Genomic DNA, 25,102 nt, shown 5'->3' on the forward strand with positions numbered 1-25,102 from the left:
ACCGATCCTGCCGTACCGGTCTCAGGAACCGGAGGAGCTGCCCGACGAGCCGCTGCTCGACCCGCTCGAGCCGCTCGACCCGCTGGTGCCGCTCGAGCTGCCACCCACACCGAGGCCGCCGCGGCTGACCGTGCCGTTGCTCGAGGTCGACCCCAGCGAGCTGCCCGTCGTGCCGCTGCGCACGCTGGTCCCGCTCGGCGGCGGCGCCGTCGTGCCGCCCTGGGCCACCGTCCCCACGGGGGAGCTGCTCCCGTAGTTGTAGTGGTACTGGTTGCCGAAGCCGCCGATGAAGATCGGGACGAAGACGCCGCTGCTGTTGTAGTAGCCGCCCTGCTGGGTCCCGCCGCAGTTCTCGTCGGGCACGACGACGCCCTGCGGGTCGACGCACTGGGCCTCGACCTCGTCCGGGGAGCTGGCCGCGTACACCACCGCGACGAGCGCGACGACGCCGACCGCGACCCCGCCGCCGACCAGGACCCGCTTGCGGATCTTCTTCTTGCGCTCCTCGGCGGCCGCGGCGGCGTCGCGCTGCGCGCGCTCGCGGCGCTGGGCCTCGCGGCGCGCCCGCTGCTCGGCCACCGTGGGCTCGCGGGGCTTGGTGGTGGCCGGGTCCTGGTAGCGCACCCGGCCGCGGCGGCCCTCGCCCGACGCCTCGCCCGACGCCCCGCCCGTCCCGCTGTCGGCCCCCACCGCCGCGAGCACGCCGCTGCCCGAGCCCGCGGTCGCGGCGGGGACGCCGGAGGGCGGGGTCGCCGCGTCGGACCCGTCGGTCGTGGTGGTCTCGGTCGTCTCGTCGGGGCCGCGGTGGCGGCCCCCGGACACGGCGGAGGTGTCGATCTTCTCGGTGGAGCGCTCCGACGACCCGCCCTCGGCGCCGAGCGCGTTCAGGTCGACCTTCTCGGTCCGTCGCTCCGACGGCGCGTCCGACTCTCCGGAACCGCTCCGCTCCGTGCGGGGCCGCTCGTCGTCTCGGCCTGTCATCGTCCCCTCCGCCCACCCGTCGACCGGCACCGTCCGGCGCGCACCGGTCACCACCGATCCTGCCCGACGCCGGGTCACCCGGCTCGGGGAATCCCGGAGCGGCATGATGACAGGGCGATGCAGCTCCGGGAACGTCAGTCCGGGCCGGCCGGCCCCGACGACGACAACACCGACCGCGACGCCCGAGGTGTGGACCGCTGGCTCGACCGCGTCCTGGGCCCCGACGACGCCGCCGATCCTCGCCGCCGGGCCGCGCGCCGCGGCGTCGTGGGCGTGCTGGTCGGTGCGGTGATCATGCTGGTCGCCGCCACCGCGCTCGCGGCGACGGGGACGGGTCCCGACGTCCTCGGCATCGCCGGCTCGTCATCCGGGCCCGCCGGCGCCCCGTCGTCGTCGGACGACGACGACGACGGTCCCCCGCCGCTGACCACCCAGCCGGGCAGCTGCCTGACCTGGAGCCGCGACGACGCCGGCGACGTCCGCGAGGTCGACTGCGCGCAGTCGCACCTGTTCGAGAGCGTCGGCGCGGTGACCGCCGCGCAGCCGCCCGGCGCGCCGTTCCCGGCGGACCCGGCCTGGCAGCAGCTCGTCACCGACCAGTGCACGCCGCAGGCCCGGAACTACCTGCAGGGCCGCCTCGACCCGGCCGGGCGCTACAAGGCGGGCGCGCTCAAGCCCACCCAGGCCGCCTGGGACGCCGGCGACCGCACCGTGCGCTGCGGGCTGCAGGCACCCGGACGCACCGGCGCGCTGTTCTCGTCGACCGGGCGCGTCACCGACGCCGATCAGGCCGTCGTGTTCGACGCGGGCACCTGCCTCGGGCTCGCCGGCAAGGAGGTCTCCGACCCCACCGCCTGCAGCGAGACCCACGCCGCCGAGGTCGCGGGCATCGTCGACCTCGGCACCCAGTTCCGCGGCGGCTTCCCGTCGGTCGACGAGCAGGACAACTACCTGCAGCCGACCTGCCAGCGGATCGCCGAGCAGTACGTCGGCTCGGCGCAGAAGCTCACCGACTCCAAGCTCACCGTGTACTGGACCAACCTCGCCGAGGAGTCCTGGACGGCCGGCACCCGCCGCGTGACCTGCAACCTCGGCTCGCTGCTCGCCGACAGCTCCGGCTTCGCGCCGCTGACCGGCAAGGCCGCCGACGGCGTCACCATCGGCGGCGAGGCGCCCGCGACGACGCCGAGCCTGCGTCCGGGCGCCCCGGCCACGGTGCCCGGGACGACGACCGCCGCGCCGGCGCCCGAGAGCGGGGCCGCGGGTGGGGGCGGCGGGACCGCGACCCAGCCCGGTGCGGGCCAGCAGCCCGGCGTCCAGGTGCCGTCGCTGCCGGTGCCCGGTCTCGGCGGCGGCTAGCGTTCCTCGGGTGGAGGTCGGCCCCGAGCGGTTCGAGGAGCTGGTCGGCGACGCGCTCGACGAGCTCCCGGAGCCCCTGATCCGGGCGATGGACAACGTCGTCGTGCTCGTCGAGGACCGCCACCGCGAGGAGCCCGACCTGCTCGGCATCTACGAGGGCGTCGCGCTGACCGAGCGCTACAGCGACTACGGCGGCGTCCTGCCCGACCGGATCACGCTCTTCCGCCTGGCGCTCGCGGACGTCTGCGCCGACGAGGACGAGCTGCGCGAGGAGGTCGCCGTCACCGTCGTGCACGAGATCGCGCACCACTTCGGCATCGACGAGGCGACCCTGCACCGCCTGGGCTGGGGCTAGGCAGGTGGGGTCAGCCGGTGGGGTCGTCGGTGGCGGGCAGGCCGCCGGGGACGGCGCTGCGCCAGGCGACGAGCTCCCAGCCGCTGCCGCGCGGGCGCAGCACGACGCGCCCGCAGTTGCCGACGTGCTCCTCGTCGCGGGGCGGGGTCCCGACACCCTCGACGAGGTCCTGGGCCGCGAGCCGCAGCGCCGCGCCGTGGCTGACCAGCACGATCGTGCCGCCCTCGGGGTGGCGGTCGCGCAGGTCGGCGACGACGGGCTCGTAGCGCTCGAGCAGGTCCCGCCCGCTCTCGCCGCCCCGGTGGCGGGCGTCGAGGTCGCCGTCGAGCCACCGGTCGACGACCTGCCGGAACTCCGCGACGGCGGACTCGTCGTTGCGGCCCTCGAGGTCGCCCACCTGCACCTCGTGCACCCCGGTGACCTCGATCGGCTCCAGGTCGAGGTGCTCGGCGACCAGTGCCGCGGTCTGCGCCGCCCGCCGCGCCGGCGAGTGGTACAGCCCGGTGACCACGCCCTCCGCGCCCTCGGCGAGCTCGCGGCCCAGCGCGTGGGCCTGGGCGACGCCGAGATCGGTGAGCGGGGGGCCGGGCAGCACGGTGTCGAGGACGTGGTCGACGTTCGACTGCGTCTGGCCGTGGCGGGCGAGGACGAGCCTCAGGTCGGTCATGCACCGCTCCCGTCGCGCAGCGCCGCGAGCCACGCGGCCGACTCCGTGTAGTCCTTCACGGTCTGCCCGGGCCCGGGGCCGGCCCCCGTCTCCTCGCCCGCGACCGTCGCGCGCGGGTAGGAGCCGAGGAACCGCACGTCGGTGCAGCGCCGGCGCAGCGCGGCCAGCGCCTCGCCCATCGCGGGCTCGGCGACGTGACCGGTGCCGTCGAGGAAGAACCAGTACTCGCCGCGGCGGTCCTTGAGCGGGCGCGACTCGATGCGCGTGAGGTCCACGCCCCGCACGGCGATCTCGGTGAGCACCGCGAGCAGCGCGCCCGGGTGGTTGACGGTCGTCGCGGCCAGCGACGTGCGGTCGGCGCCGGTGGGGGCGGGCAGCCCGAGCGTGCCGGGCGGGCGGACGAGCACGAACCGCGTCACGGCGTCCCCGGTGTCGTGCACCCCGGACGCGAGCTCGACCAGCCCGTGGTGGGCCGCGGCGACCGGGGCGCAGACCGCCGCGTCGACCTCGCCCGCCGCGACCTGCGCGGCCGCCGCCGCCGTCGACGAGGTCAGGCGCACCTCCGCGGCCGGCAGGTGCTCGGCGATCCAGCGCCGGGTCTGGGCCTCGCCGTGCGGGTGGGAGGCGACGCTGCCGACCCCGGCGGCGGTGATGCCCGGGCGCACGAGCACCGAGAAGCGCACCGGCAGCAGGATCTCGCGCACGATCAGCAGCGGCGGCGTCTCCACCAGGCCGTCCATGGTGGCCGGCACCCCGCCCTCCACGGAGTTCTCGACGGGCACGCACGCCGCGTCGGCGTCGCCGCGGCGCACGGCGTCGAGCGCGGCGGTCGTGCTGGGGATGGGCAGCAGCGCGGGCTCCGGGTCGCCCAGGGCGTCGCCGAGCACCTCGGGGGTGAGGGTGCGCAGGGCCTGTTCGCAGAAGGTCCCGTGCGGCCCGAGGAACGCCACCCGCAGTCCTGTCACGTCACCCGAGAGTACGGACAGCCCGTGCGGGGCTCAGAGCAGGCCGAGGCGGGCGAGCTCGGGGCCCGGTCCGGCGACCGCCGTCGACCCGAACGAGGAGAACAGCGACCGCACCCGCACCGCGGCATCGGCGCCGACCCCGGCGAGCTCGGCGGCCAGTACGTCGCCGTCGGTGACGAGCAGCGCCTCGCCGATGCGCTCCTCGACCGGGCTGTCGGTGCCCGGCGCGAGCCCCCGGACGGTGGCCACCAGCAGGTTCAGCCAGCCGTGGTGGGTGAAGCCGGTGGCGGGGTCGGTGTGCCGGACCGCCGACTGCAGCCCGATGCTCGCGGTGAACGAGCGCCCGGCCCCGACGGCCAGGGCGAGGAAGCCCGCGACGTCCTGGACGCCCGGGAACGCGCCGGCGCGGCCGCCGCCGCAGCGCAGCTTGGGCCGGCACCCGTGGTCGACGACGCGGCGCACCCCGTCGAGCCAGTCCTCGGAGCCGTCGGCGTCGGGACGTCGCGGCTCGACGACCGCGACCACGTCCTCGGGCACGAACTCGGTGACCCGCTCGAGCCAGACGGTGTCGACGTCGTGCGGCGCCGGCATCTCGACCGTGCGCGGGTCGAGCAGGGCCGAGCGCGAGGAGGTCAGCGACAGCGCCTTCGGCACGCCGCCCAGACCCGTGTCGACGGCCAGGGCGATCGGGACGGGCCCCGAGGGGCGGCGCTTGACCAGCACCGACACCAGCTCGGAGAGCCGCGACACGGGCACCACCAGCGAGCCCAGCAGGCCGCCGGCGTCGGCGGCGCGGGCGTCGAGGTGGGCGTCGACGACGGTCGCCATGTCCGGCCGCGGGCCCTCGGCCACGAGCGCGGCGTCGTCGACGATCGCTCGGAGCAGGGCGGGCACACCGTCGACCGGTGCCCCGCCGGCCTCGGGGACGGTGGACACGTCCGCACGGTAGCGGGCGGCCCGCCCGGCACCGCCCACCGGTCCGGGCATCCACTCCCGCCCACGAGGGTCTCGCTTCCGGCAGCAAAGTTTGATTAGGCTCCCCTTAGTTCGCCGCACCGAGGGAGACCGATGGCCAGGAGCCGACCGCCCGCGCCGCCCGTTCCGCCGCCTGCCGAGCGCGCGCGGACCCTCGCCGGCCGCGCCCGGCACGCCGCGGTGATCGGCGAGGGGGTGGGCGGGTCCTCGGGCGTGTCAGCGGAGGACGACGGGGCGCTGCGGGCCGCGCCGACGCTGCACCACGTGCCGTCGACGGGCGCCGCGACGCTGCAGTTCCCGGAGGACCACCCGTTGGTGCTGCAGGTCCGCGAGCGCGGCGAGGCCCTCCTGCCCGTGATGCTCGAGCTGGCCGACGTCGCGCCGGTCACCGTGCGCCGCCCGGTGCGCGGCCTGCTGTGGGTCAGCGGACGCCTGCGCGTGCTGCCGATGCGGGTGGCCCGGCGTGCCGCGCTGCGCATCGCGGCCGAGCTGCCCGACGAGCGCCTGCTCGACGTCGGCCACGGCGAGACACTGCTGCGCCTCGAGCCGGCGATGGTCGTGCTCTCCGACGCCGAGGGCACCGAGGCGCTGGCGCCGACCGCGATGGCCGCCGCGCCGCCCGACCCCGTCGCGGCCACCGGCGACCCGTGGCTCGCCCACCTCGCGGCCGCCCACGCCGGCACGCTCTCCGCGCTCGTCCCGCGGCTGCCCGTGCGCCTGCGCCGCCCCGGCCACCGGCTCGCGCCGCTGGGCGTCGACCGGCTCGGGCTGCGGCTGCGCGTCGAGACCGACGACCCCGAGGCCACCGACCACGACGTGCGGCTGCCGTTCGCGGCGCCGCTGTCGTGCCCCGGTCAGCTGGGCGAGGCCGTCCGCGGCCTCATCGGCTGCACCGACGAGGTGGCCGGACTGCGGCCTACCTCGCGTCCCGCAGCGGGCGCGTGATCTTGCGCTCGGCGACGAACGACACGAACGGGATCGTCCCCGCCAGCGCCACCAGCACGGCCTTCCCGACCGCCCAGCGGTCGCGGTAGGCGAGGTCCGCGGTGAGCAGCAGGTAACCCATGTACAGGAAGCCGTGGATCGGCCCCACGATCGCGACCACGGTGCCGTCGCCGCCCAGGTACTTCAGCGGCATGCCGACCAGCACGAGCACGAGCAGGCCGACGCCGACCACCCACGCCCCGACGCGGTAGCGCCGCAGCGCCGCGACGACCTCGGGGGTGGGCGGAGCCTCCGTGCGGCCGGTCTCGCTCGTGGTCACCGGGGATCGGTCTCCTCGTTCGGGGGTGTCGTCTCGGCCGCCGCCAGCTCGGCGTACATCGCGTTCCAGCGCGCCCGCTCGGGCGACGGCTCGCCGTCCATCGCCCCCACGGCGACCCCGACCGGCCGGGGGCCGAACGGCGAGTCGGCGGGCGCGGCGCGCACCGGCGTGAGCTCGGCCCTCTGCCGGCGCTCGGCCTGCACCTCGACGAGCGCCGTGGCCTCGGCGCGCAGCATGCGCCACCACAGCGCGGCGAAGAACAGCCCGAACAGCGGCCACTGGAACGCGTAGCCCGCGTTCAGCAGCGACCCGCCGGGCGACTCGGCGCGGACGACCTGCCACCAGGCCATCCCGGCGCACACGACGACGGCCGCGAGCGCGAACAGCGTCCACCCGATCCAGCGCGGGGTGACGAGGAGGCGCAGCACGCCCCCGAGGTTACCGAGCCTGCCCGTGGTCAGGCCGTCAACCGGTAGTCGGGCAGCTCGATGGCCTCCGCGCGCGGGGTGGAGAGCTTCTCGACGAGCCCGCCGAACACCGACGACAGCGACCCGGCGAGGCCGAGCACCGTGCGCTGCACCGCCAGGCCCGCCGCCGACCGCGGGTTCATGGCGCGCAGGGCGGCCGGCTTGACGTCCTGGGCCTGCGCGACGAAGGGCCGCATCCGCTCCTCGTAGCGGGCGAGCGCGGCGGTGGTGTCGGCGGTGGTGTCGGCGGTGTCGGCGGTGTCACCGAGCTCGCCGGCCAGGATGTGGGCCCCGACGAGCGCGAGCGTGGTGCCGGTGCCGAACGGGCCGGTCGCCCACGCGGCGTCGCCGAGCAGCACCGTGCGCCCGGTGCTCCAGCGCGGCAGGCGGATCTGGGCGACGGCGTCGAAGTACATCGACGCGTCCTCGAGGGCCGCCAGCACGCGCGGGGCCTGCCAGCCGACGTCGGCGTAGGTGCGGCGCAGGACGGTGACCTGGGCGTCGCGGTCGAGCTCGCCGAGTCCGCGGACGTCGGACAGGAAGGCGAGCATCGCCCGCGTGGTGCCGCGGTTGTCGGGGCGCAGGCTGGTGCTGCGCGAGCCCGGCGCGCTGTGCCAGCGCCACCAGCGGTCGTCGTCGGCGGTGCGCGGGATCGTCAGGTAGGCGACCTGGAGGCCGAGCTCGGTGACCTCGGCGCCGGGCAGCACGAGGTCGCGGGTGCGCGAGCGCGTGCCCTCGGCGACGACGACGAGGTCGGCCTCGATCTCCTCGCCCCCGGCGAGCCGGGTCGTGACGCCGTCGCCGTGGTCGGTCAGCTCGCGGATCTGCTCGCCGAAGCGGTAGTCGGTCGTGTCGCGGGTGCGCTCGTGGATGAGGCGCGAGAGCTCGCCGCGCAGGATCTCCATCTCCGCGGTGCCGCCGGCCGTGTCGCCCTCCCCCGCCGGGAACTCGGCGACCGCGGCGCCGTCGTCGTCGACGAAGCGCAGGCCCACCTCGCCCGTCCCGGCCGCGAGGGCGGCGTCCTCGAGGTCCATGCGGCGCAGGACCTCGCGCCCCGCACCCCGGACGTCGATGTTCTGGCCCTCGTCGCGCAGGCGCGGCGCGCGCTCGACGACGGTGGTGCGCCAGCCCCGGGCGTTGAGCTCGTGGGCGAGGGCGGGCCCGGCGATGCTGGCGCCGGAGATCAGGGCGTGACGGCTCACGCCCTGGAGATACCCCTGATCGGCACGCCCCCTACCGTGGCGCGCGTGACGGCAGGGGACGTGTGGCGCTCCTGGGTCCGCCCACCCCGCCACGACGTCGCCCCGCTCGGCGCCCGCGACCGGCGCCTGCTGCGCACCGAGCTCGTCGTCGTCTTCGCGGTGACGCTGGGGCTCTCGGGCGTGCGCAGCCTGATCTCGCTGCTCGACGCGCTGGCCGGAACGGTCCCGCTGGACGAGCGCACGACCGCCATCGACCAGGCGCTGGCCCGCAACCCGTGGGCCGACCTCGCCGCCCAGCTCGCCGGGTCGTTCGCCCTCGTCGCGTGGGGCGCTCTCGGGCTCTACCTGCTGGTCCGCGCCGGGTCGGGCCCGCGCGACATCGGTCTCGACGGCCGCCGCCCGGGCCGCGACGCCCTCGCGGCGGTCGGTCTCACCGCGCTCATCGGCATCCCGGGCCTCGGGCTCTATCTCGCCGCCCGCGCCCTGGGCCTGAACACCACCGTGATCCCGTCGCTGCTCGCCGAGCAGTGGTGGACGGTGCCCGTGCTGATCGTCTCCGCGTGCGCCAACGCCTGGGCCGAGGAGGTCCTCGTCGTCGGCTACCTGCTGCGCACCCTGCGCCGGCTCGGGGTCCCGGAGAACCGCGCGCTCGCGATCTCGGCGGTGCTGCGCGGCTCGTACCACCTCTACCAGGGCTTCGGCGGCGGGCTCGGCAACCTGCTCATGGGGCTCGTGTTCGGGCGGGTGTGGCAGCGCACCGGCCGGCTCTGGCCCCTGGTCGGGGCGCACGCCCTGCTCGACGTCATCGCGTTCGTCGGCTCGGCGCTCCTGCGCGGTGCGCTGCCGTTCCTGCCCGCGTGAGAGATGTCAGCGGCGTGGCGTCGCAGACACTCAACGTCCGTAACGCCACACGCTCGACTCAGGAAATGATCTTGTGGCGCGAGCGCGCCATCATGTTCTCCGGCGCCGGGTCGATCCCGGCGGCGTCGAACAGCTCGGCCATGCGCTCCGGGATCGCCTCGGGGTCCCAGCGGTGCCCGTCGCCGCGGATCTCCGCGACCGACGTGAACGGCTGGTAGAGCTCGATCGAGTCGCCCTGGACGCCGAAGACCTTGCCGCTGATGTGCGAGCTGTGGTCCGAGGCGAGGTACGCGACGAACGGCGCCACGTTCTCGGGGTCGAAGAAGTCGAACTCGCCCCGCTCCAGGCTCGCCTGGCGCGCCTCGCGGACGTCCGGGGGCAGCAGCGACTCGGTCATGCGGGTCAGGGCCGACGGCGCGATCGCGTTCGAGGTGACGTTGTAGCGCGCCATCTCCATCGCCGTGATCGTCGAGAACGCCGCGATCCCCGCCTTGGCCGCGCCGTAGTTCGACTGGCCGAAGTTGCCGAGGATCCCCGAGGTCGACGCGGTGTGCACGAGGTGCCCGGGCCGCGAGCTCTCGCGCCAGTAGCGGCACGCCGCGCGGGTCGGGGCGAAGTGCCCGCGCAGGTGGACGCGGATGACGTCGTCCCACTCGGCGTCGGACATCTTCACCAGCGTGCGGTCGCGCAGGATGCCGGCGTTGTTGACGACGGCGTCGAGCCCGCCGAAGTTCTCCACCGCCGCGGTCACCAGCGCGTCGGCGACGTCGGCGTCGGCGACGTCCCCGGCCACCGACACGGCCTGCCCGCCGGCGGCGACGATCTCCTTGGCGACCTCGTCGCCGGCCTCGCCGTCGAACTCGGCGACGACCACGGCTCCGCCCTGCCGCGCGCACTCCAGCGCTTCACCGCGGCCGATGCCGCGGCCGGCACCGGTGACCACGACCACCTTGTCATCGAGGAGTCCCATGGCGCGCACAGTAGAGCGGTCCCCCTAGGGTCGCCGACCGTGGAGACGGATGCGCCACACGTGGATTCCGAGGTCGGCGTGCTGCGGACCGTCGTGCTGCACCGTCCGGGCCCCGAGCTCGAGCGCCTGACCCCGCGCAACGCCGACCGCCTGCTCTTCGACGGCATCCCGTGGGTCGAGCGCGCCCAGCTCGAGCACGACGCCTTCGCCGACCTGCTGCGCACGCAGGGCGTGCGGGTCCTGCTGCTCGGCGACGTGCTGCGCGAGTCGCTCGCCGCGGCGCCGGAGGCGCGCGACCAGGGCATCGCCGACGCGGTGGACGAGCGCCTCCTCGGGCGGGAGCTGGCGGTGGCGGTGCGCGCCGAGCTGGCCTCGCTCGACGACGAGGCGCTGGCCGACGCGCTGGTCGGCGGCCGGACGTTCGCCGAGCTCGCGGTGACCGGGCACTCGCTGGTGCGCGCGATGGCCGGCGCGCACGACTTCGCCGTCGACCCGCTGCCCAACCTCATGTTCACGCGCGACTCGTCGGTCCGGGTGGGCCCGCGGGTGGTGGCGTCGTCGATGGGGATGCCGGCCCGGCGCCGCGAGGCCTCGCTCGTCGCGCTGGCCCAGCACCACCACCCCGAGCTCGGTGCGGTGGCCCCCACGGCGCCCCGCGACCCGTCGGCGGTCGAGGGCGGCGACGTGCTGCTGCTGGCGCCCGGCGTGCTCGCGATCGGGGTCGGCGAGCGCACGAGCCCCGCGGGCGCCGAGTCGTTCGCGCGGGCGATGTTCGCCGATGGGCTCGCGCACACCGTGCTCGCCGTGCCGATCGCCCAGCGCCGCGCGACCATGCACCTCGACACCGTGGCGACGATGGTCGACGTCGACACCATGGTCATCTACCCGGGCGTGCTCGAGGGGCTCGAGGCGTGGACGGTGCGCCCCGACGGACCCGAGCACCTGCACATCACCGGGCCGGAGCCGTTCCGCCCCGCGGCGGCGCGGGCGATGGGAATCGAGGTGCTGCGCGCCGTCGACACCGGGCTCGAGTCGGTGGCCGCCGAGCGCGAGCAGTGGGACGACGGCAACAACACCCTCGCGCTGGCGCCCGGGCGGGTCGTCGCGTACGAGCGGAACACGACGACGAACGCCCGGTTGGCGGCCGCCGGGATCGAGGTGCTGACCATCGCGGGGTTCGAGCTCAGGTCGGGGCGCGGTGGCCCGCGGTGCCTGTCGTGCCCCTGGGAGCGCGGCCCGCTCGGGTGAGACGGTGTTCGGCCTCCGGCGCGGCAGCTCCCGCTCCGCTCCGTGCCGCCTGCTCGTTCGGCGCAGCCACGGGTGCGTCCGGCCACAGAGGGCTTCCCTGTCACTGCGCCGCTACGGCACCCGGCCTAGCGTCCGGTTCGTGCTCAGGAAGGCGGAACGGCGCGCGCCGGTCACCCCGCTGCGGCGGCTCTCCGGCCAGGAGTGGGCGGGCATGGAGCCCACGTGGCGCGAGGCGAAGGTCGGCGTCATCGACGCGGCGCTCTCGCGCGCGACCGCGCGCCCCTCGGGCAACTGGTACGTCGTCGCCGCGAGCCGCGACGTCCGCGCCGGCACCCCGTTCGGCACGACCGTCGCGGGCGTCGAGCTGGTGCTGTGGCGCTCGCCGTCCGGCGAGCTGCACGCCGGGCCGGGCGCGTGCCCGCATCTCGGCGCGGACATGTCGACCGCGGTGCAGTCCGGCTGCGAGCTGATCTGCCGCTGGCACGGCCTCTCGCTGGGACCGTCGGGCCGCGCCGGCTGGCGCACGCTGCCGACGTTCGACGACGGCGCCCTGGCGTGGGTGCGCCTCGACGCGGTCGGCGGCGAGGAGCCCACCGACGCGCCGATCCTGCCCACGCGGCCTCCGCTCGACGAGAGCCTCGTGGCCGTCGCGTCGATGGTCGGCACCTGCGAGCCCGCCGACGTCATCGCCAACCGGCTCGACCCGTGGCACGGGGCGTGGTTCCACCCCCACTCGTTCGCCGACCTGCGGGTGGAGAGCGCGCCCGGCCGCGAGGTGTCCGAGGAGGACGACCACTTCGACCTGCGCGTCGCGTTCCGCATCTCGAAGAACTGGGGCGTGCCGGTGCGCGCCCGCTTCACGTGCCCGGAGCCGCGCACGATCGTCATGCACATCACCGAGGGTGAGGGCGCGGGCAGCGTCGTCGAGACCCACGCGACCCCGCTGGCCCCGCATCCCGACGGCCGCCCCCGCACCGCCGTGGTCGAGGCAGCGATCGCCCACTCCCCCCGCCCCGGCTTCGCGCAGGCCCGCCGCGTCGAGAAGCTCGTGCGCCCGGCGATGGAGTGGGCGGCGAAGCGCCTGTGGACCGACGACATCGAGTACGCCGAACGCACCTACGCCGTCCGCGCCGCCCGCCGTCGCGGGTAGTCGCCGCGGCTGAGGTCCGGTGCGAGCGACACGCCGCGCCGGTCGTCGACACACCGGGGTGTGTCAGCGTGGCGGCCACGCTGACGTTCAACGTCAGGAAAGCCCCCAGCTCGATCAGCGGCGCCCGAGGATTGTGTGCACGATGCCGCGCTGCCAGCCGTCGACGGGGCGCGTGTGCACCTCGCGCAGACCGGCGTCGCGCAGCCGCTGCTCGAGGCGCGCGAGGCCGTCGAACGCGAGCACGCTGCGCCAGAGGTAGCGGTAGAGCGAGGCGTCGCCCGTGACCCGCCGGCCGAGCGGAATGATCACGGCCCAGCACACGGCGGTCCAGACGCCGCGGGCGTAGGCGGAGTCGGCCACCGAGTACTCGTGCACGGCGATCGGCGCGCCCGGCGCGAGGTGGTCGACGAGCACGGCGACGCCGGCGTCGCGGTCGGGCAGGTTGCGCACGAGGTAGGCGGCGAGCAGCCCGTCGAAGGGGCGCTCGACGCCCTCGGCCGCGAGCGCGGCGTGCAGGTCCTCGGCCCGCGAGTGCACGAACCGCACCGTCCCCGGCCAGGTCTTCTCCCGGGCCCGGGCGAGCATCTCGGCCGACGCGTCGACGGCGACGACGCGGGCCTCGGGGTAGGTCTCCACCAGCGCCGCCGTCGAGAGCCCCGTGCCGCACCCGACGTCGAGCAGCGTCGCCCCGGCGCCGCGGTCGGGCAGGTCGAGGCGACGGGCCGACAGGCGCAGGTGCTCGTGGTAGCCGGGGTTCGCGCCGACGAGGCGGTCGTAGGACGCCGCGTCCTGGTCGAACTGGGCCGAGACACCGGCCGCGGCGCTCGCGCGGTCGAAGGTCCGGCGCTGACGCAGGGATCGCCAGGTCGGGGGGACCAGCGCCGCCGCCGTCCCCACCGCCAGCGCGATCGTCGCCGGGGTGCGCAGCCGGCGCCTGCTGGGTCGCGAGATCACGGGCGCATCCTGCCCCGCGCCGCGACGGTCGGCGCGAGCTGGGGGATTTCCTGACGTTCAACGCCAGCATGGCCGCCACGCTGACACACCCCGTGCCTCGCCGACCGAACCTGAGAGCCGATCGGAGCAGACGGAGCACAGATTCGCCCGATCGGAGGTATCCGCGACGGATGGGCGCGCGGTGGGCGCCCGTCGTCGCGGCGCGGCTCACAGGTCTCTCAGACGCGCCGGGGGCGCTTATCCACACTGCCTACCGTTCCGCGCCGTGCCGGCAAAGCTGACTCGTGCGCTCTGGATCGTGGCGCTCGCTGCCCTCGTGGTGGTCCCGGTCGTCCTCATGGCCTCGCGGGCCGGCGGGACGTCGGTGATCGGCATGCTCTCGGTCGGGCTCGGGCTGCTCGCCCTGAGCCTGCTGATCGTGGTGGTCGTCGTGCCCTCGCGGGTGCGCAGCCTCACGCGCGCGTTCGGGGTCGAGAAGGTCCTGGGCCTGCACCGCTGGCTCGGCACCCTCGCGATCGTGCTGGTCGGCCTGCACCTCACCGTCGCGATCGTCGGCCACCCGCAGCTGCTCAACCCGTTCGGGGCGACGTCGGCGGCGAAGGCCGGCTGGACGTCGGTCGCGGCCCTGCTGCTGGTCGGGCTGGTCGCGGTCCGGGGCCGGCGGCCGGGCGCGCGCTACGAGATCTGGGCGCGCCTGCACGTCCTGCTCGCCGCCGCCGCGCTCGTCCTCGCCGGCCTGCACGTGTTCTGGCTGGGCAACCTCGTCACCGACCCGGTGATGCGCGTCGTGCTCTCCGCGCTGGCCCTGGCGCTGCTCGGGGTGCTCGTGCACCGCTGGGTGTGGCGGCCGCTGTTCTCCCGCCAGGGCGCCTACGTCGTCTACGGGGTGCGGCGCGAGAGCCCGACGGTCAGCACGCTCGTGCTCGCCCCCGTGCACCTGCGCCGCGGGGGGCTGCGCTTCGCGCCCGGGCAGTTCGTGTGGCTGCGGCTCAAGCGCGCCGTGGTCGGCACCGAGGAGCACCCCTTCACGATCGCCTCGAGCGCGCGGGTGACCGGCCGCCTCGAGCTCACCGTCCGCGACCAGGGCGACTTCTCCGGCCTGCTCTCCACGCTGCGCACCGGCAGCAAGGTGTGGCTCGACGGCCCGCACGGCTCGTTCACCGACGAGGCGGCGCCCGACGCGACGGGGCTCGTGCTGCTCGCCGGCGGGGTCGGCATCACGCCGATGATGAGCATGCTGCGCACGCTCGCCGACCGCGGCGACACCCGCACCCACCGCCTCGTGCTCGCCGAGCGGGGCACCGAGCCGCTGTTCGCCGACGAGCTCACCGCCCTGGCCCGGCGCCTGGACCTGCGCGTGACCCGCACCGAGGGCCGCCGCATCGACGCCGAGCTGCTCGCCGAGGTCCTGCCCCCCGAGCCGGGGGCGCTGCGGGCGCTCGACTACTTCGTGTGCGGGTCCCCCTCCGTGCTGGCCGGGTCGTTGGCCGCGCTGGAGCAGCTCGGCGTGCCCGACGCGCGCATCCACACCGAGCAGTTCGGCTGGTCGGGGGCCATCCCGGTGGCCGCCGCCGACGACGCGGTGCCGTCCCAGCGTCATGGCAGCCGTCACGGACGGCGATCGGCCCGGACGTGACCGCCTAGACTCGGGTGCATGTCCGCACCGGAGTCGAAGTTCCACGAGCTGCTGCGGGCCCAGATCCGCAACGAGTTCACCGCCTCACAGCAGTACACCGCGGTCGCCGTCTACTGCGACGACCTCGACCTGCCCCAGCTCGCGGCGCACTTCTACGCGCAGGCGCTCGAGGAGCGCAACCACGCGATGGGCATCGTGCAGTTCCTGCTCGACAACGACCTGCCGGTCTCCATCCCGGGCATCGACGACGTCCGCGCCGAGTTCGGCTCGGTCGAGGAGGTCGTCGAGCTCGTGCTGAACCAGGAGCGCACGGTCACCGAGCAGATCGCCACGCTGGCCCGCACCGCGCGCGACGAGGGCGACTACCTCGGCGAGCAGTTCATGCAGTGGTACCTCAAGGAGCAGGTCGAGGAGGTCGCCTCGATGACCACGCTCCTGCGCATCGTGCGCCGCGCCGGCGACAACCTCTTCCACGTCGAGGACTTCGTCGCCCGCGAGATGTCACCCGACCTCGGTGCCGACCCCACCGCTCCCCCCGCCGCCGGCGGCAACGCGGTCCTCAACGGCGGCTGAGCCCGCCTCGGCGGGAGGGGCCACCCCCACCACCGCCTCACGTCCCCCGGGCCGCAGCTGGGGGGCGAGCAGCTCGGTGAGGTGGGCGACGACGCGGATCGTCGTCCAGGCCGCGACCGCCGCCGCGACGTCCGCGATCGCGTGCAGGAGCACCGCGTCGGCGAGCGCCTGGGTGCTCGCGCCGAGGCCCCGCAGCACCGCCGCCAGGCCGAGCACGACGCTCGCGTCCCACGCGACCCACCAGCGCCGCACCGGCACCGACGGCCACGGGCGCGCGTCCGCGGGCAGCGCCGAGGCGGTGTGCTCGAGCTCGGTGAGCGCCGCGCCGGGCACGGTGAGGTTCGGGCCGGGCAGGACACTGCCGACCACCACCGCCCACATCCGCCGCGCCGGGCGCGTCCCGGAGTACGCCGCCGCGACCTCCCGGCCGAGGTGCAGCCAGCGCAGGAACAGCACGCCGGTCGCCAGCGCCGCGACCGGCGCGAGCAGCCCGACGAGCGTGACCAGCGCGTCCGAGACGGCCAGCGGGCCCGACGACAGCGCCGAGCTGCGGCTGGCCACCAGCAGCCCGTAGCGCCAGGCCTCCGCGAGCGCGCCGAGGCCGGCCAGGACGAGCGTCACCGTCGCGACCCGGACGAGCAGCTCGGCGGTGCGGCGCAGCACGTCCTCGGGGTCGCGCGGCGGCGGGGCGGGCAGCGCTCCCTCGGGGCCCGGCTCGGGGGCCGGCATCCAGGTCCGCAGGCTCCAGCGCGGGGTCGCGGCGTAGCGCGGGGGCCCGGCGTAGGGCCGGCGCGCGCGGCGCGGCTCGCGGGGGCGCAGCGCGTCGGGCGGCAGCGCCACCCAGCGCACGCCCGCGAGGACCCGGCCGCAGTGCACGCAGTACCGGGTCGCCCCCGCCCGGGGCGCCCCCGGCGAGTCCGGCGGCGGCTGGGGCCGCCCGCACCGCGGACAGATCACGTCGCCCGCCCCTCAGATCACCGCGGCCGGGACGGCGCCCTCGGCGGTCATCGGCCGGCCCTCGGCCTGCCAGGCCAGCATGCCGCCGGTGACGTTGACGACCTCGTGCCCGCGCTGGGCGAGGAACGCCGTGACCTGGGCCGACCGGCCGCCGACCTTGCACACGACGGCGAGCGGGCCGGCGGGGACCTCGTCGAGACGCGCGGTGATCTGCGACATCGGCAGGTGCACCGCGTCCGGCGCGTGGCCCGCGGCCCACTCGTCGTCCTCGCGCACGTCGAGCAGCGTGGCCCCCGGCGGGATGTCGCCGGGGCCGACCGAGGGGAGTCCGGGGTGGCTCACGCCCTCCATCCCATCACGAGGGCCGTGAAGCACGCAGTGCAGCCCGCAGTGCAGCCCGCAGCACCCGGACACACCGGAGCCCGCCTCCCCCGACGGGACAGGCGGGCTCCGGGCGCGCGGGAGGGACCTAGTGGTCGACGGCGCCGGAGGCGCCCGCGCCGGTCATCGACCGGACCTCCATCTCGGCGAACTTCGCCTCGTTCACCGGCTCGCGCGAGCCGACGTAGGTGCCGATCACGCCGAGCAGGAACGACAGCGGGATCGACACGATGCCCGGGTTCTGCAGCGGGAAGATCGCGAAGTCGACGCTCTCGCCGAAGATCGAGGTCGGGCCGCCCGACACCACCGGCGAGAAGACGATCAGCAGGATGCAGATCGCCAGGCCGCCGTAGATGCTGAACAGGGCCCCGGTGGTGTTGAACTTCTTCCAGAAGAGCGAGTAGAGCAGGGTCGGAAGGTTGGCCGACGCCGCCACCGCGAAGGCCAGCGCCACGAGGAAGGCGATGTTCTGGCCGTTGGCCAGGATGCCGCCGACGATCGCCACGATGCCGACCACGAGGGCCGTGCGGCGGGCCACCTTGACCTCCATGCCCGGCTCGGGATTCCCGTCCTTGATCACGTTCGCGTAGATGTCGTGCGCGAACGAGGCCGCCGCGGTGATGGTCAGCCCGGCCACCACGGCGAGGATGGTCGCGAACGCGATGGCGGCGATGATGCCCAGCAGCAGGGTGCCGCCGATCTGGAAGGCCAGCAGCGGGGCCGCGTCGTTGACGTTGGCCGAGGTGAGCGTGCCCCGCGGGAGCAGGGCGGCGGCGCCGTACCCGATCACCAGGGTGAACAGGTAGAAGATGCCGATGATCCAGATCGCCCACTGCACCGAGCGCCGGGCCTCCTTGGCCGTGGGCACGGTGTAGAAGCGCATGAGGATGTGCGGCAGGCCGGCGGTGCCGAGGACGAGGGCGATCGCCAGTGACAGGAAGTCGATCTTCGTGGTGAGCGTCTTGCCGTACTGGTTGCCGGCGTCGAGCAGCTGCTTGCCGGTGTTCTCGACGGCGCTGCCGAGGAGGCCGGAGAGGTTGAAGCCGTAGAGGCCGAGCACCCAGACGGTCATGACCGCGGCGCCGACCACCAGCAGAGCGGCCTTGATGATCTGGACCCACGTGGTGCCGCGCATGCCGCCGTAGAGCACGTAGATGACCATCAGGATGCCGACGACGGCGATGACCAGCGACTGGCCGTCGAACGGGGTGCCGGGCGTGTTCTTGACGCCGAGCAGCAGCGAGATGAGACCGCCGGCGCCGGCCATCTGGGCCAGCAGGTAGAAGAACGACACCAGCAGCGTCGACACCGCGGCGGCGGCGCGGATCGGGCGCTGGCGCATCCGGAAGCTCAGGACGTCGCCCATGGTGAAGCGGCCGACGTTGCGCAGGAGCTCGGCGACGAGCAGCAGCGCGGTCAGCCAGGCGACGAGGAAGCCGATGGAGTAGAGGAAGCCGTCGTAGCCGTTGACGGCGATGGCGCCCGCGATGCCGAGGAACGAGGCCGCGGAGAGGTAGTCACCGGAGATCGCGATGCCGTTCTGCGGCCCGGTGAACGAGCTGCCGGCGGCGTAGTAGTCCGAGGCCGTGTTCGAGGCCTTGCTGACGCGGTAGACGATCAGCAGGGTCACCACGACGAAGAGCCCGAAGATCCCGATGTTGAGCGCCGGGCTGCCGATCTGCGTGTTCACAGCTTCTCCTCCACGCGCCGCTTGAGCGCCGCGGCGTCGTCGTCGAGGTTCTTGTTGGCGAAGCGGACGTAGATCGTCGCGATGGTGAACGTGGACACGAACTGCAGCAGGCCGAGCAGCAGACCCACGGTGAAGTTGGTGCCGCCGATCCGGGTGTCGACCAGGCCGTGGGCGAAGTCGGACAGCAGCACGTAGACCAGGAACCACCCGAGGAAGATCGCGCTCATCGTGAAGATGAAGCCGCGCCAGCGCTTGCGCAGCGACCTGAACTCCGGGGAGGCCTGCACCTCCTGGTAGGCGGACGGGGTGGCATCGAGCGCGCTCGACCCACCCGGGGTTTCATCGGTGGCACTCACGAGGTCTCCGCGTGGTCGTCCGGCGTCGTCACGATCGGGCCGAACCTTAAACCGCCGTGAGTCACGGGGATTAGCCCGTTTGAGTGACTACTCACAGCGAACTCACCTCGGTGTACGGATCGCGAAATCATGCCGATCCTCCGGTTGGTCCGAATCGTTCCCGCATGTCACGCCGCGTGGCATCCGTGCACGCAGCGTTGCCGGGAGATTACGGGAAGAGAGGGGCGGATCAGCCGGAAGGACGCGCGCCACGCCGGGCGTCCCCGAGGCCGAGGCGCTCGGGGGCGTGCAGCCGCAGCAGCGTGCGCCCCGTGTTGGCCGGGACGCGGTGCGGTGTCGCGCGGCTGACCAGCACCATCACGAGGAACGTCAGGGGCACGGTGACGATGGCCGGACGGGCGAGGAGGACGCCGGCCGTCCCCTCCGGGGCCACCCCGGCCAGGGTCGAACCGACCGCCGCCACAGCCACCCCGCCGCCCACGAGCATGCCGACGACGGCGCCGCGGTCGGTGAGCCCCTTCCACCAGATGCCGAGCACCAGCAGCGGGCAGAAGGTGGAGGCGGCCAGGGCGAACGCGAGCGAGACGGTGAGGGAGAAATCCAGCCGTGTGGCGCCGAGCGCGGCGACGATCGGGACCGCCCCGGCCACGTGTGCCGCGATCCGGAAGTCACCCAGACGGCGGGGCAGGAGGTCCGTGGAGAGCACGCCGGCGACGGAGAGCAACAACCCGGACGAGGTGGACAGGAAGGCAGCGAACGCACCCGCCGCCACGAGGGCCGCGAGACCGATGCCGGCCCACCCCGGCAGGGCCGCCGTGGGCAGCAGGAGCACCGCCGCGTCGGTCTGTCCGGTGACCAGGAGCTGCGGGACGTAGAGGCGCGAGAGCACCCCGAGCACCACCGGCAGCAGGTAGAACCCGCCCAGCATCGCGAGCACGACGACGGTGGTCCGCCGCGCCGCCCGACCGTCCGGGTTCGTGTAGAAGCGGACCAGCACGTGCGGCAGGCCCATCGTGCCCAGCAGCAGCGCGAGGATCAGCGAGTACGTCGCCAGCAGCGAGTGCCCGTCCTCGCCGAACCCGGTCAGCGGCGCCGACCAGGACGCGCCGTCCGCGTCGGCGTCGGTCACGACGGGCACCGGCGACCCCGCCGGGAAGCGCAGCGTCGTCCCCGCGTCCACGGTGTGCAGCCCCGGCGCCCAGGACACCGGCCCGTTGACGGTCGTGCCGTCGACCTCGCCCCGCACCCCGATCTCGACCGGCGCGGAGACCTGCAGCGTCACCGGCGTGCTCACCTCGACCTCGGTGGCCTGGGTGAACGCCGGGGGCGGGGGCACGTCGTCGCGGGCCGGGCCGAGCGTGAACACGCCGATCAGCACGAGGGCCGGGACGGCGAGCGCGGTGAGCTTGAGCCAGTACTGGAACGCCTGGACGAAGGTCATCGAGCGCATGCCGCCGAACGTCACGCTCGCGGTGACCACGAGCCCGACGGCGACCACCCCGACCCAGGTCGGCGCCCGGGTGAGCACGGTGAGGGCCAGCCCGGCCGCCTGCAGCTGCGGCAGCAGGTAGAGCCAGCCGATGAGCACCACGAACCACGTGGTGACGGTGCGCAGCAGCGAGGAGTCGAGCCGTACCTCGGCGAAGTCGGGCACCGTGTACGCCCCGGAGCGGCGCAGCGGCGCGGCCACGAAGAACAGCAGCGCGAGGTAGCCGGCGGTGAACCCGACGGGGTACCAGAGCCCGTCGACGCCGTCCTTGAGCACGATGCCGGCGACGCCGAGGAACGACGCGGCCGAGAGGTACTGCCCGGAGATGGCGGCGGCGTTGGCGCGGGTCCCGACCGTGCGCGACGCGGCGAGGAAGTCGTCGGTGGTGCGCGCGACGCGGACGCCGAGGGACCCGATGACGATCGTGACGACGCCGACCACCACGACGGCGACGAGGGCGACGATGCCCGCGAGGTCCACGGCGGCTCAGTCCTCGACGTTGTCGGCGAAGTCGAGCTCGTTGCGCTCGGCGGTGCGCACGTAGAGCCAGGCCAGGGCCAGCATGAACGGGTAGGGCAGCAGGCCGAGCACCAGCCAGGGCAGGGTGACGCCGCTCGCGATCTCGAAGGACCCGAAGCGCGGCAGCACCAGGAACAGCACCGGCAGCGCGCCGAGCACGAACACCGCGACCAGCCCGAGGCGCAGGCCGAGCGCGAGCTGGGCGCGCAGCAGGTTGCGCAGCAGCAGCTCGCCGGTCTCGGTCTGCTGCTCGATCTCGGCCACCGTGCGCACGGCGCGCGTGGGGACGCGGCGCTCGGCCAGCACGACCCGGACCCGGTCGGCGCCGCCGTCGTCGTCGTGGACCGGGGGCACGACCAGGCCGGGGCTGGTGTGCAGCAGCGTCCCGCCGGGCGGCGAGGAGGCGCCGGCCGTCGCCGTCGCGGCGGCGGTCGGGGTGTCGGCGGTGGTCGCGGCGCCCTCGAGGGCGGCCGCGTGCGCCGCGGGCAGCTCGGCCGGGACCTCGTCGTCCTGCAGGGGCAGCGGCATCGGCCCGATGCCGCCGGGCCCGGTCACCGGGGTCGCCGCGAACTGCTCGGTCTCGGCGTCGGGCGCGGCGTGCCGGGGCCGGTAGCCCGAGGGCGGGGTGTGGACCGCGCCGGGGCGCTCCGGGCGGGCGTGCCGGCCGTGCCGGCGGGCCACCCCGGGCGGGGGCTGGCCCGGGGAGGGGAACGTCGGGGGGACCGGGCGCCGCGGCGGGTCGGGCGCGCCCGGCGGGTGCGGGCCGGTGGCGGCGGCCATGGGGCTGGGCGGGGTCGGCACGCCGGTGCTCACCCGCGGCGAGCGGGACGGCCGGGACCGCGCGACGGTCCCGGTGTCGGGCCCCTGACCCGGCCAGCCGTCGGAGCCCGCCGCGTCGCCGGCGCCCCGGTCGTCCGCAGGGTCGTCGGGCGTGTCCACGGGGGGCTCCGCGCCGTCCCCGGTGCCGTCGCTGCCGTCCCCGCCGTCGTCGGCGGTCTTTGGCGGCGGGTCGGGGACCGGCCGCAGGGGCGCCCCGTCCTCGCCGGCCCGCTCCGTCCCGGCGGCCGCCGCCGCGGGCACCGAGGCCCGCGCCGGACCGCCGGGAGAGGTCATCGTCGGCCCCAGGCCTGCTTCGTCGAGCGGACGAGACGGTCCTTGAGCTCGCGGGTGTGTCGGCGGCTCACGGGCAGCTCGGCGACGTCGCCGCCGGTGCCCAGCCGCACCACGTACCCGGAACCGGCGAGGCGCAGCTCGGTGATGAGCGGCAGCGCGACGAGGTACGAACGGTGGATGCGCACGAACCCGGCGTCCGACCAGCGCTCCTCGAGCACCGACAGCGGTATCCGCACGAGGTGGCTGCCCTCGGTGGTGTGCAGGCGCGCGTAGTCGCCCTGCGCCTCCACCCAGCGCACCGTCGAGCGCTGCACCAGCTTGGTGGTGCCGGCGAGCTCGACGGGGATCACCTCGTCGTCGCTCTCCTCGTCGGTGGCGGGCTCGACGGGCACGGTGGTGCCGCGCGAGGACAGGATCCGCGACAGCGACGCGTAGAGGCGCTCGGGGCGCAGCGGCTTGAGCAGGTAGTCGACCGCGCCGACGTCGAACGCCTCGACCGCGCGGTCGTCGTGCGCGGTGACGAACACGACCGACGGCGGGATGACGTAGCGGGACAGCACGTTGGCGAGCTCCAGCCCGTCGAGACCCGGCATGCGGATGTCGAGGAAGAGCACGTCCACGTCGGACTGCTTGGCGGGGGCCGGCAGGCCCGCCGGCGGGGTGCCGCCCGAGAAGCCGCCGAGATCGACCCGGTCGCCGCCGGTGAGGATCCGCAGCGCCGAGATGGAGTCGGACGCCCGCAACACGGTGCCCACCCGTTGATCCTGCTCGAGCAGGTAGGCGAGCTCCATGAGCGCCGGTTCTTCGTCGTCGACGGCGAGGACCACCAGGCCGTCGTTCTCACTCGTGTTCACTGCCACGCCATCCTGCCCAGCCGAGGTTCCCGCGTCCACGATAGGACCCGATCGGCTCGCCACCCTGCCGTGGTCCGGCGCGTCGCCCCAGCGAGCCGCGGCCGACCCCGGGTGTCGCGGGTCCGGATCACTCGTTCGGGGGGTAGGGACTGGGCCGGCCGATCGACACCTCCCGGACAGGTACTTCGTCCCCGACCTCGTCAGGTCGCGCCGGGATCGGTCCGGAACGTGGCCGCGGCGTCGGCGTCGGCCTGCTCCCACGCGGTGGCGCTCTCGCGCACCGCGCGGCGCAGCTCCGCGAGCTCCGCGGCGAGCGTGCGCGCGGCCGGCACCGTGTCGGACGTCACCAGATCGCGGTACCAGGCGGCGATCGCGGCGTTGTCCTCGCCGGTGCCCACCGCGAGCGACTCGGCCGCGAGACCGTCGAGCGCGGCCTGCGCCTCGGTGACCCCCTGCTCGAGCGCGTCGACCTTGCCGGCGAACGCCCGCGTCTCGTCCGGGCGCATGGCGGCCTCGCCGGCACCACCCTCACCGGCACCCCCGGGCGCGGTCATGCGGTGCTCCTTCCGGACGGACGCGGCACGGCCGCGTCGGTCAGCACGGTACGGATGTCGGTCAGCAGTTGTCCGGCGGTTGCCGGAACCAGCAGCGACGGGCGCGGCGGGGGCGGCGTGCGCAGGACGTGGCGCCCGCGGGGCCCGTCCAGCCAGCACAGCGGCGGGGCGACGCGGCGCGGGACGCCGTCGCGGCGGTCGGCCACGCCGGCCTGCGAGACGGCCGTGACCGACGCCAGCAGGTCCTCGGCGACGTCGCGGGCCCGTGCGGTCCGGGCGGTGGTCGGGAGGTCGGTGGGCATTCCCTCGGCCGGCACGGGCACCGGCGGCCCGTCGCCGGGCGGCACCGGCGGGACCAGCGTGAACACCGCCTCGGCGAGCCCGTCGGGAGCGCACGGGGCGAGCCGCACCGGGGCCTGCGCGTGCTCGGGCGACCCGAGCAGCGCCGCCGTGCGCCCGTCGGTGAGCGCCACCGCGGCGACGGGCGCTGTCGCGTCCCGGCGGACGAGGTCGACGGCGAGCACCCAGCCGGCGACGGCCTGCCCGGCGTCGAGCAGCATCCGGGCGGGTCCGGGCTCGAGCAGGCCGCGGGCGCGCAGCGCCTGCTCGGTCGCGGTGCGGTGCCGGCGGGCCTCGGCGTCGGTCTCGGCGGACCAGTGCACCGGGCGCAGCGGGTAGGGCCACCCGGCCCCGCACTGCTCGAGGACCCACAGCAGCTCGTGACGGTCGAGCACGACACCGCTCACCGGCCGTCCTGCTCCCCGATGACGGGTGGGGTGACGAGGCGCCGCGCGTCCGGGTCGTCGTCCGGTTCGCGCCAGGGGTCGGCGTCGACGAGGTACTCGGGGTGGCGCACCCCGCTCCCGGTGTCGCGGGCACCGACCGCGCCGGTCGCTCCCGCCGTCGGCGGGAGCATCGGGACGTCCGGGGCGGGTGAGGCCGGGGTGCTCGGTGTGCCGGGGGTGCCGGGTGTGCTGGGGGTGCTCGGCGCGTCGGCACCCTGGTGGCCGCCCGCGCCGACCGTCGGACCCGCGAGGGACGGTCCCGTCGCGCCCGGGACGGCAAGTCGGTCCCCGGTGGCCTCCGACGGCGTCTCCGGGGTGGGCTCGGCGGAGCGGCCGCGATCCCGCCCGTCCCGCTCCTCGCGACGGCGCCCGGGCGGCCCACCTCCGGTGAGGCGGTCGGCGGCCGTCGGGGCGACGGGGTGTGCGGGACCCCGCGCGGCGGGGGCGGGGGCGGGTGCTCCGGGGCCGGGTGCGCCCCGTCCCGGCGCACCGGGGCCCGGCGCCCCGGCACCCGGTGCCGGCCCTCCCGGTGCCCCGGGCACCCCGCGCGGCGGGACACCCGGACCGGCGGGACCCGGAGGCCCGCCGAGCAGGCGGGACACGAACCGTCCGACCGTGCCGGGCCGGGCCGCGTCGGGCGGGAGCGCGCGCGGGGCACCGGGAGCGGCACCGCCGCCCGGAGGGCCGGCCACACCCCGTCCGGGCGGGACCCCGGCGCCCGCCACGCCGCCGGCGGGCGCGCCGACGGCGCCGGGCGTCGCGGCGGGCCCCGCGGCC

At 75.6% G+C, this 25,102-nt stretch carries 26 protein-coding genes and 1 pseudogene; 8 read left to right on the forward strand and 19 right to left on the reverse strand.

The features are described from left to right. Positions 1-21: 21 nt before the first annotated feature. Positions 22-981 carry a hypothetical protein gene (locus ACFPK1_RS26630; protein ID WP_378023975.1) on the reverse strand — a complete coding sequence of 320 codons (960 nt, stop codon included), beginning with the start codon at positions 979-981 and terminating at the stop codon, positions 22-24. 117 nt (positions 982-1,098) lie between these two features. On the opposite strand from ACFPK1_RS26630, the gene ACFPK1_RS26635 reads away from it, so the two are divergent. Next, a complete protein-coding gene (locus tag ACFPK1_RS26635) occupies positions 1,099-2,340 on the forward strand; it encodes a septum formation family protein (protein WP_378023976.1) in 1,242 nt (413 codons plus the stop codon). Between the two features lie 10 nt (positions 2,341-2,350). Then, positions 2,351-2,695, forward strand: coding sequence for a metallopeptidase family protein (locus ACFPK1_RS26640; protein WP_378023977.1), 345 nt, complete (start codon positions 2,351-2,353; stop codon positions 2,693-2,695). Positions 2,696-2,705: 10 nt separating this feature from the next. Here ACFPK1_RS26640 and ACFPK1_RS26645 read toward each other — a convergent pair whose 3' ends face one another. Genes ACFPK1_RS26645 through ACFPK1_RS26655 form a run of 3 tightly spaced genes read right to left on the reverse strand, consistent with a single transcriptional unit; the run spans position 2,706 to position 5,263 of the window. Then, the gene (locus ACFPK1_RS26645; RefSeq protein WP_378023978.1) at positions 2,706-3,362 is read right to left on the reverse strand and encodes a histidine phosphatase family protein; all 657 of its coding nucleotides are present in this window, start codon (positions 3,360-3,362) and stop codon (positions 2,706-2,708) included. After that, entirely contained in the window at positions 3,359-4,318 is a 960-nt protein-coding gene (pheA, locus tag ACFPK1_RS26650; RefSeq protein WP_378023999.1) for a prephenate dehydratase, read from the reverse strand. Before pheA ends, ACFPK1_RS26645 begins: the two co-directional genes overlap by 4 nt. 42 nt (positions 4,319-4,360) lie before the next feature. Further along, positions 4,361-5,263 (reverse strand): hypothetical protein, encoded by a 903-nt coding sequence (locus ACFPK1_RS26655; RefSeq protein WP_378023979.1) that lies wholly within the window; start codon positions 5,261-5,263, stop codon positions 4,361-4,363. Positions 5,264-5,395: 132 nt separating this feature from the next. Between ACFPK1_RS26655 and ACFPK1_RS26660 the strand changes: the two genes are divergently transcribed. After that, on the forward strand, positions 5,396-6,247 hold the full coding sequence (locus tag ACFPK1_RS26660; protein WP_378023980.1) for a DUF2470 domain-containing protein: 852 nt from the start codon (positions 5,396-5,398) through the stop codon (positions 6,245-6,247). Here ACFPK1_RS26660 and ACFPK1_RS26665 read toward each other — a convergent pair. The 3 genes from ACFPK1_RS26665 to ACFPK1_RS26675 are packed head-to-tail and all read right to left on the reverse strand — an operon-like array spanning position 6,219 to position 8,235. Further along, positions 6,219-6,566, reverse strand: coding sequence for a DUF3817 domain-containing protein (locus tag ACFPK1_RS26665; RefSeq protein ID WP_378023981.1), 348 nt, complete (start codon positions 6,564-6,566; stop codon positions 6,219-6,221). The two genes, ACFPK1_RS26660 and ACFPK1_RS26665, sit on opposite strands and share 29 nt — an antisense overlap. After that, a complete protein-coding gene (locus tag ACFPK1_RS26670; RefSeq protein ID WP_378023982.1) occupies positions 6,563-6,994 on the reverse strand; it encodes a hypothetical protein in 432 nt (143 codons plus the stop codon). Before ACFPK1_RS26670 ends, ACFPK1_RS26665 begins: the two co-directional genes overlap by 4 nt. Before the next feature lie 29 nt (positions 6,995-7,023). Next, entirely contained in the window at positions 7,024-8,235 is a 1,212-nt protein-coding gene (locus tag ACFPK1_RS26675; RefSeq protein ID WP_378023983.1) for an FAD-dependent monooxygenase, read from the reverse strand. Positions 8,236-8,280: 45 nt separating this feature from the next. Between ACFPK1_RS26675 and ACFPK1_RS26680 the strand changes: the two genes are divergently transcribed. After that, positions 8,281-9,096, forward strand: coding sequence for a CPBP family intramembrane glutamic endopeptidase (locus tag ACFPK1_RS26680; RefSeq protein WP_378023984.1), 816 nt, complete (start codon positions 8,281-8,283; stop codon positions 9,094-9,096). A 58-nt stretch (positions 9,097-9,154) separates the two neighbouring features. Here the strand turns inward: ACFPK1_RS26680 and ACFPK1_RS26685 are convergent, their stop codons facing one another. After that, entirely contained in the window at positions 9,155-10,066 is a 912-nt protein-coding gene (locus tag ACFPK1_RS26685; RefSeq protein WP_378023985.1) for an SDR family NAD(P)-dependent oxidoreductase, read from the reverse strand. A gap of 60 nt (positions 10,067-10,126) precedes the next feature. Here ACFPK1_RS26685 and ACFPK1_RS26690 point away from each other — a divergent pair, with 60 nt between their 5' ends. Continuing rightward, the gene (locus ACFPK1_RS26690) at positions 10,127-11,314 is read left to right on the forward strand and encodes an arginine deiminase (RefSeq protein ID WP_378023986.1); all 1,188 of its coding nucleotides are present in this window, start codon (positions 10,127-10,129) and stop codon (positions 11,312-11,314) included. 139 nt (positions 11,315-11,453) lie between these two features. Continuing rightward, positions 11,454-12,464: a DUF5914 domain-containing protein gene (locus ACFPK1_RS26695; RefSeq protein ID WP_378023987.1), complete on the forward strand. Its 1,011-nt coding sequence runs from the start codon at positions 11,454-11,456 to the stop codon at positions 12,462-12,464. Between the two features lie 114 nt (positions 12,465-12,578). Here ACFPK1_RS26695 and ACFPK1_RS26700 read toward each other — a convergent pair whose 3' ends face one another. Continuing rightward, on the reverse strand, positions 12,579-13,319 hold the full coding sequence (locus ACFPK1_RS26700; RefSeq protein ID WP_378024000.1) for a class I SAM-dependent methyltransferase: 741 nt from the start codon (positions 13,317-13,319) through the stop codon (positions 12,579-12,581). A 364-nt stretch (positions 13,320-13,683) separates the two neighbouring features. Here ACFPK1_RS26700 and ACFPK1_RS26705 point away from each other — a divergent pair, with 364 nt between their 5' ends. Beyond that, a complete protein-coding gene (locus ACFPK1_RS26705; RefSeq protein WP_378023988.1) occupies positions 13,684-15,054 on the forward strand; it encodes a ferric reductase-like transmembrane domain-containing protein in 1,371 nt (456 codons plus the stop codon). A gap of 18 nt (positions 15,055-15,072) precedes the next feature. Next, positions 15,073-15,627, forward strand: coding sequence for a ferritin (locus tag ACFPK1_RS26710; RefSeq protein WP_378023989.1), 555 nt, complete (start codon positions 15,073-15,075; stop codon positions 15,625-15,627). Here the strand turns inward: ACFPK1_RS26710 and ACFPK1_RS26715 are convergent. From ACFPK1_RS26715 to ACFPK1_RS26760, 10 genes and pseudogenes are all read right to left on the reverse strand, one after another. Next, positions 15,556-16,584, reverse strand: coding sequence for a DUF4328 domain-containing protein (locus tag ACFPK1_RS26715; protein ID WP_378023990.1), 1,029 nt, complete (start codon positions 16,582-16,584; stop codon positions 15,556-15,558). The two genes, ACFPK1_RS26710 and ACFPK1_RS26715, sit on opposite strands and share 72 nt — an antisense overlap. A 12-nt stretch (positions 16,585-16,596) precedes the next feature. Then, positions 16,597-16,935, reverse strand: a complete 339-nt coding sequence (locus ACFPK1_RS26720; protein WP_378023991.1) for a rhodanese-like domain-containing protein — start codon at positions 16,933-16,935, stop codon at positions 16,597-16,599. A gap of 118 nt (positions 16,936-17,053) precedes the next feature. Then, positions 17,054-18,655: a solute symporter family protein gene (locus tag ACFPK1_RS26725; protein ID WP_378023992.1), complete on the reverse strand. Its 1,602-nt coding sequence runs from the start codon at positions 18,653-18,655 to the stop codon at positions 17,054-17,056. Further along, entirely contained in the window at positions 18,652-19,011 is a 360-nt protein-coding gene (locus ACFPK1_RS26730; RefSeq protein ID WP_378023993.1) for a DUF485 domain-containing protein, read from the reverse strand. Before ACFPK1_RS26730 ends, ACFPK1_RS26725 begins: the two co-directional genes overlap by 4 nt. Positions 19,012-19,240: 229 nt before the next feature. Next, positions 19,241-20,980, reverse strand: a complete 1,740-nt coding sequence (locus ACFPK1_RS26735; protein WP_378023994.1) for a sodium/solute symporter — start codon at positions 20,978-20,980, stop codon at positions 19,241-19,243. A 6-nt stretch (positions 20,981-20,986) separates the two neighbouring features. Further along, positions 20,987-22,132 carry a hypothetical protein gene (locus tag ACFPK1_RS26740; RefSeq protein ID WP_378023995.1) on the reverse strand — a complete coding sequence of 382 codons (1,146 nt, stop codon included), beginning with the start codon at positions 22,130-22,132 and terminating at the stop codon, positions 20,987-20,989. Further along, complete coding sequence (locus tag ACFPK1_RS26745) at positions 22,129-22,986, reverse strand: LytR/AlgR family response regulator transcription factor (protein ID WP_133826645.1); 858 nt, start codon at positions 22,984-22,986, stop codon at positions 22,129-22,131. The genes ACFPK1_RS26740 and ACFPK1_RS26745 overlap by 4 nt, the downstream gene beginning before the upstream one ends. 200 nt (positions 22,987-23,186) lie before the next feature. Continuing rightward, positions 23,187-23,540 (reverse strand): hypothetical protein, encoded by a 354-nt coding sequence (locus ACFPK1_RS26750; protein WP_378023996.1) that lies wholly within the window; start codon positions 23,538-23,540, stop codon positions 23,187-23,189. Next, a complete protein-coding gene (locus ACFPK1_RS26755; RefSeq protein WP_378023997.1) occupies positions 23,537-24,286 on the reverse strand; it encodes an ESX secretion-associated protein EspG in 750 nt (249 codons plus the stop codon). Before ACFPK1_RS26755 ends, ACFPK1_RS26750 begins: the two co-directional genes overlap by 4 nt. Continuing rightward, positions 24,283-25,102: pseudogene (locus ACFPK1_RS26760) on the reverse strand (hypothetical protein); the annotation flags it as partial. The gene ACFPK1_RS26755 and the pseudogene ACFPK1_RS26760, both read right to left, overlap by 4 nt.

This window comes from Actinomycetospora rhizophila (assembly GCF_042657905.1).
Lineage (GTDB): Bacteria > Actinomycetota > Actinomycetes > Mycobacteriales > Pseudonocardiaceae > Actinomycetospora > Actinomycetospora rhizophila.

What these genes read in the sequence shown, in the direction of transcription:
- ACFPK1_RS26660 (WP_378023980.1), top strand. Translation starts at nt 5,396, where the DNA reads ATGGCCAGGAGCCGACCGCCCGCGCCGCCCGTTCCGCCGCCTGCCGAG.
- ACFPK1_RS26710 (WP_378023989.1), top strand. Translation starts at nt 15,073, where the DNA reads ATGTCCGCACCGGAGTCGAAGTTCCACGAGCTGCTGCGGGCCCAGATC.
- ACFPK1_RS26740 (WP_378023995.1), bottom strand. Translation starts at nt 22,132, where the DNA reads ATGACCTCTCCCGGCGGTCCGGCGCGGGCCTCGGTGCCCGCGGCGGCG.
- ACFPK1_RS26750 (WP_378023996.1), bottom strand. Translation starts at nt 23,540, where the DNA reads ATGACCGCGCCCGGGGGTGCCGGTGAGGGTGGTGCCGGCGAGGCCGCC.
- ACFPK1_RS26635 (WP_378023976.1), top strand. Translation starts at nt 1,099, where the DNA reads ATGCAGCTCCGGGAACGTCAGTCCGGGCCGGCCGGCCCCGACGACGAC.
- ACFPK1_RS26720 (WP_378023991.1), bottom strand. Translation starts at nt 16,935, where the DNA reads ATGGAGGGCGTGAGCCACCCCGGACTCCCCTCGGTCGGCCCCGGCGAC.
- ACFPK1_RS26685 (WP_378023985.1), bottom strand. Translation starts at nt 10,066, where the DNA reads ATGGGACTCCTCGATGACAAGGTGGTCGTGGTCACCGGTGCCGGCCGC.
- ACFPK1_RS26645 (WP_378023978.1), bottom strand. Translation starts at nt 3,362, where the DNA reads ATGACCGACCTGAGGCTCGTCCTCGCCCGCCACGGCCAGACGCAGTCG.
- ACFPK1_RS26630 (WP_378023975.1), bottom strand. Translation starts at nt 981, where the DNA reads ATGACAGGCCGAGACGACGAGCGGCCCCGCACGGAGCGGAGCGGTTCC.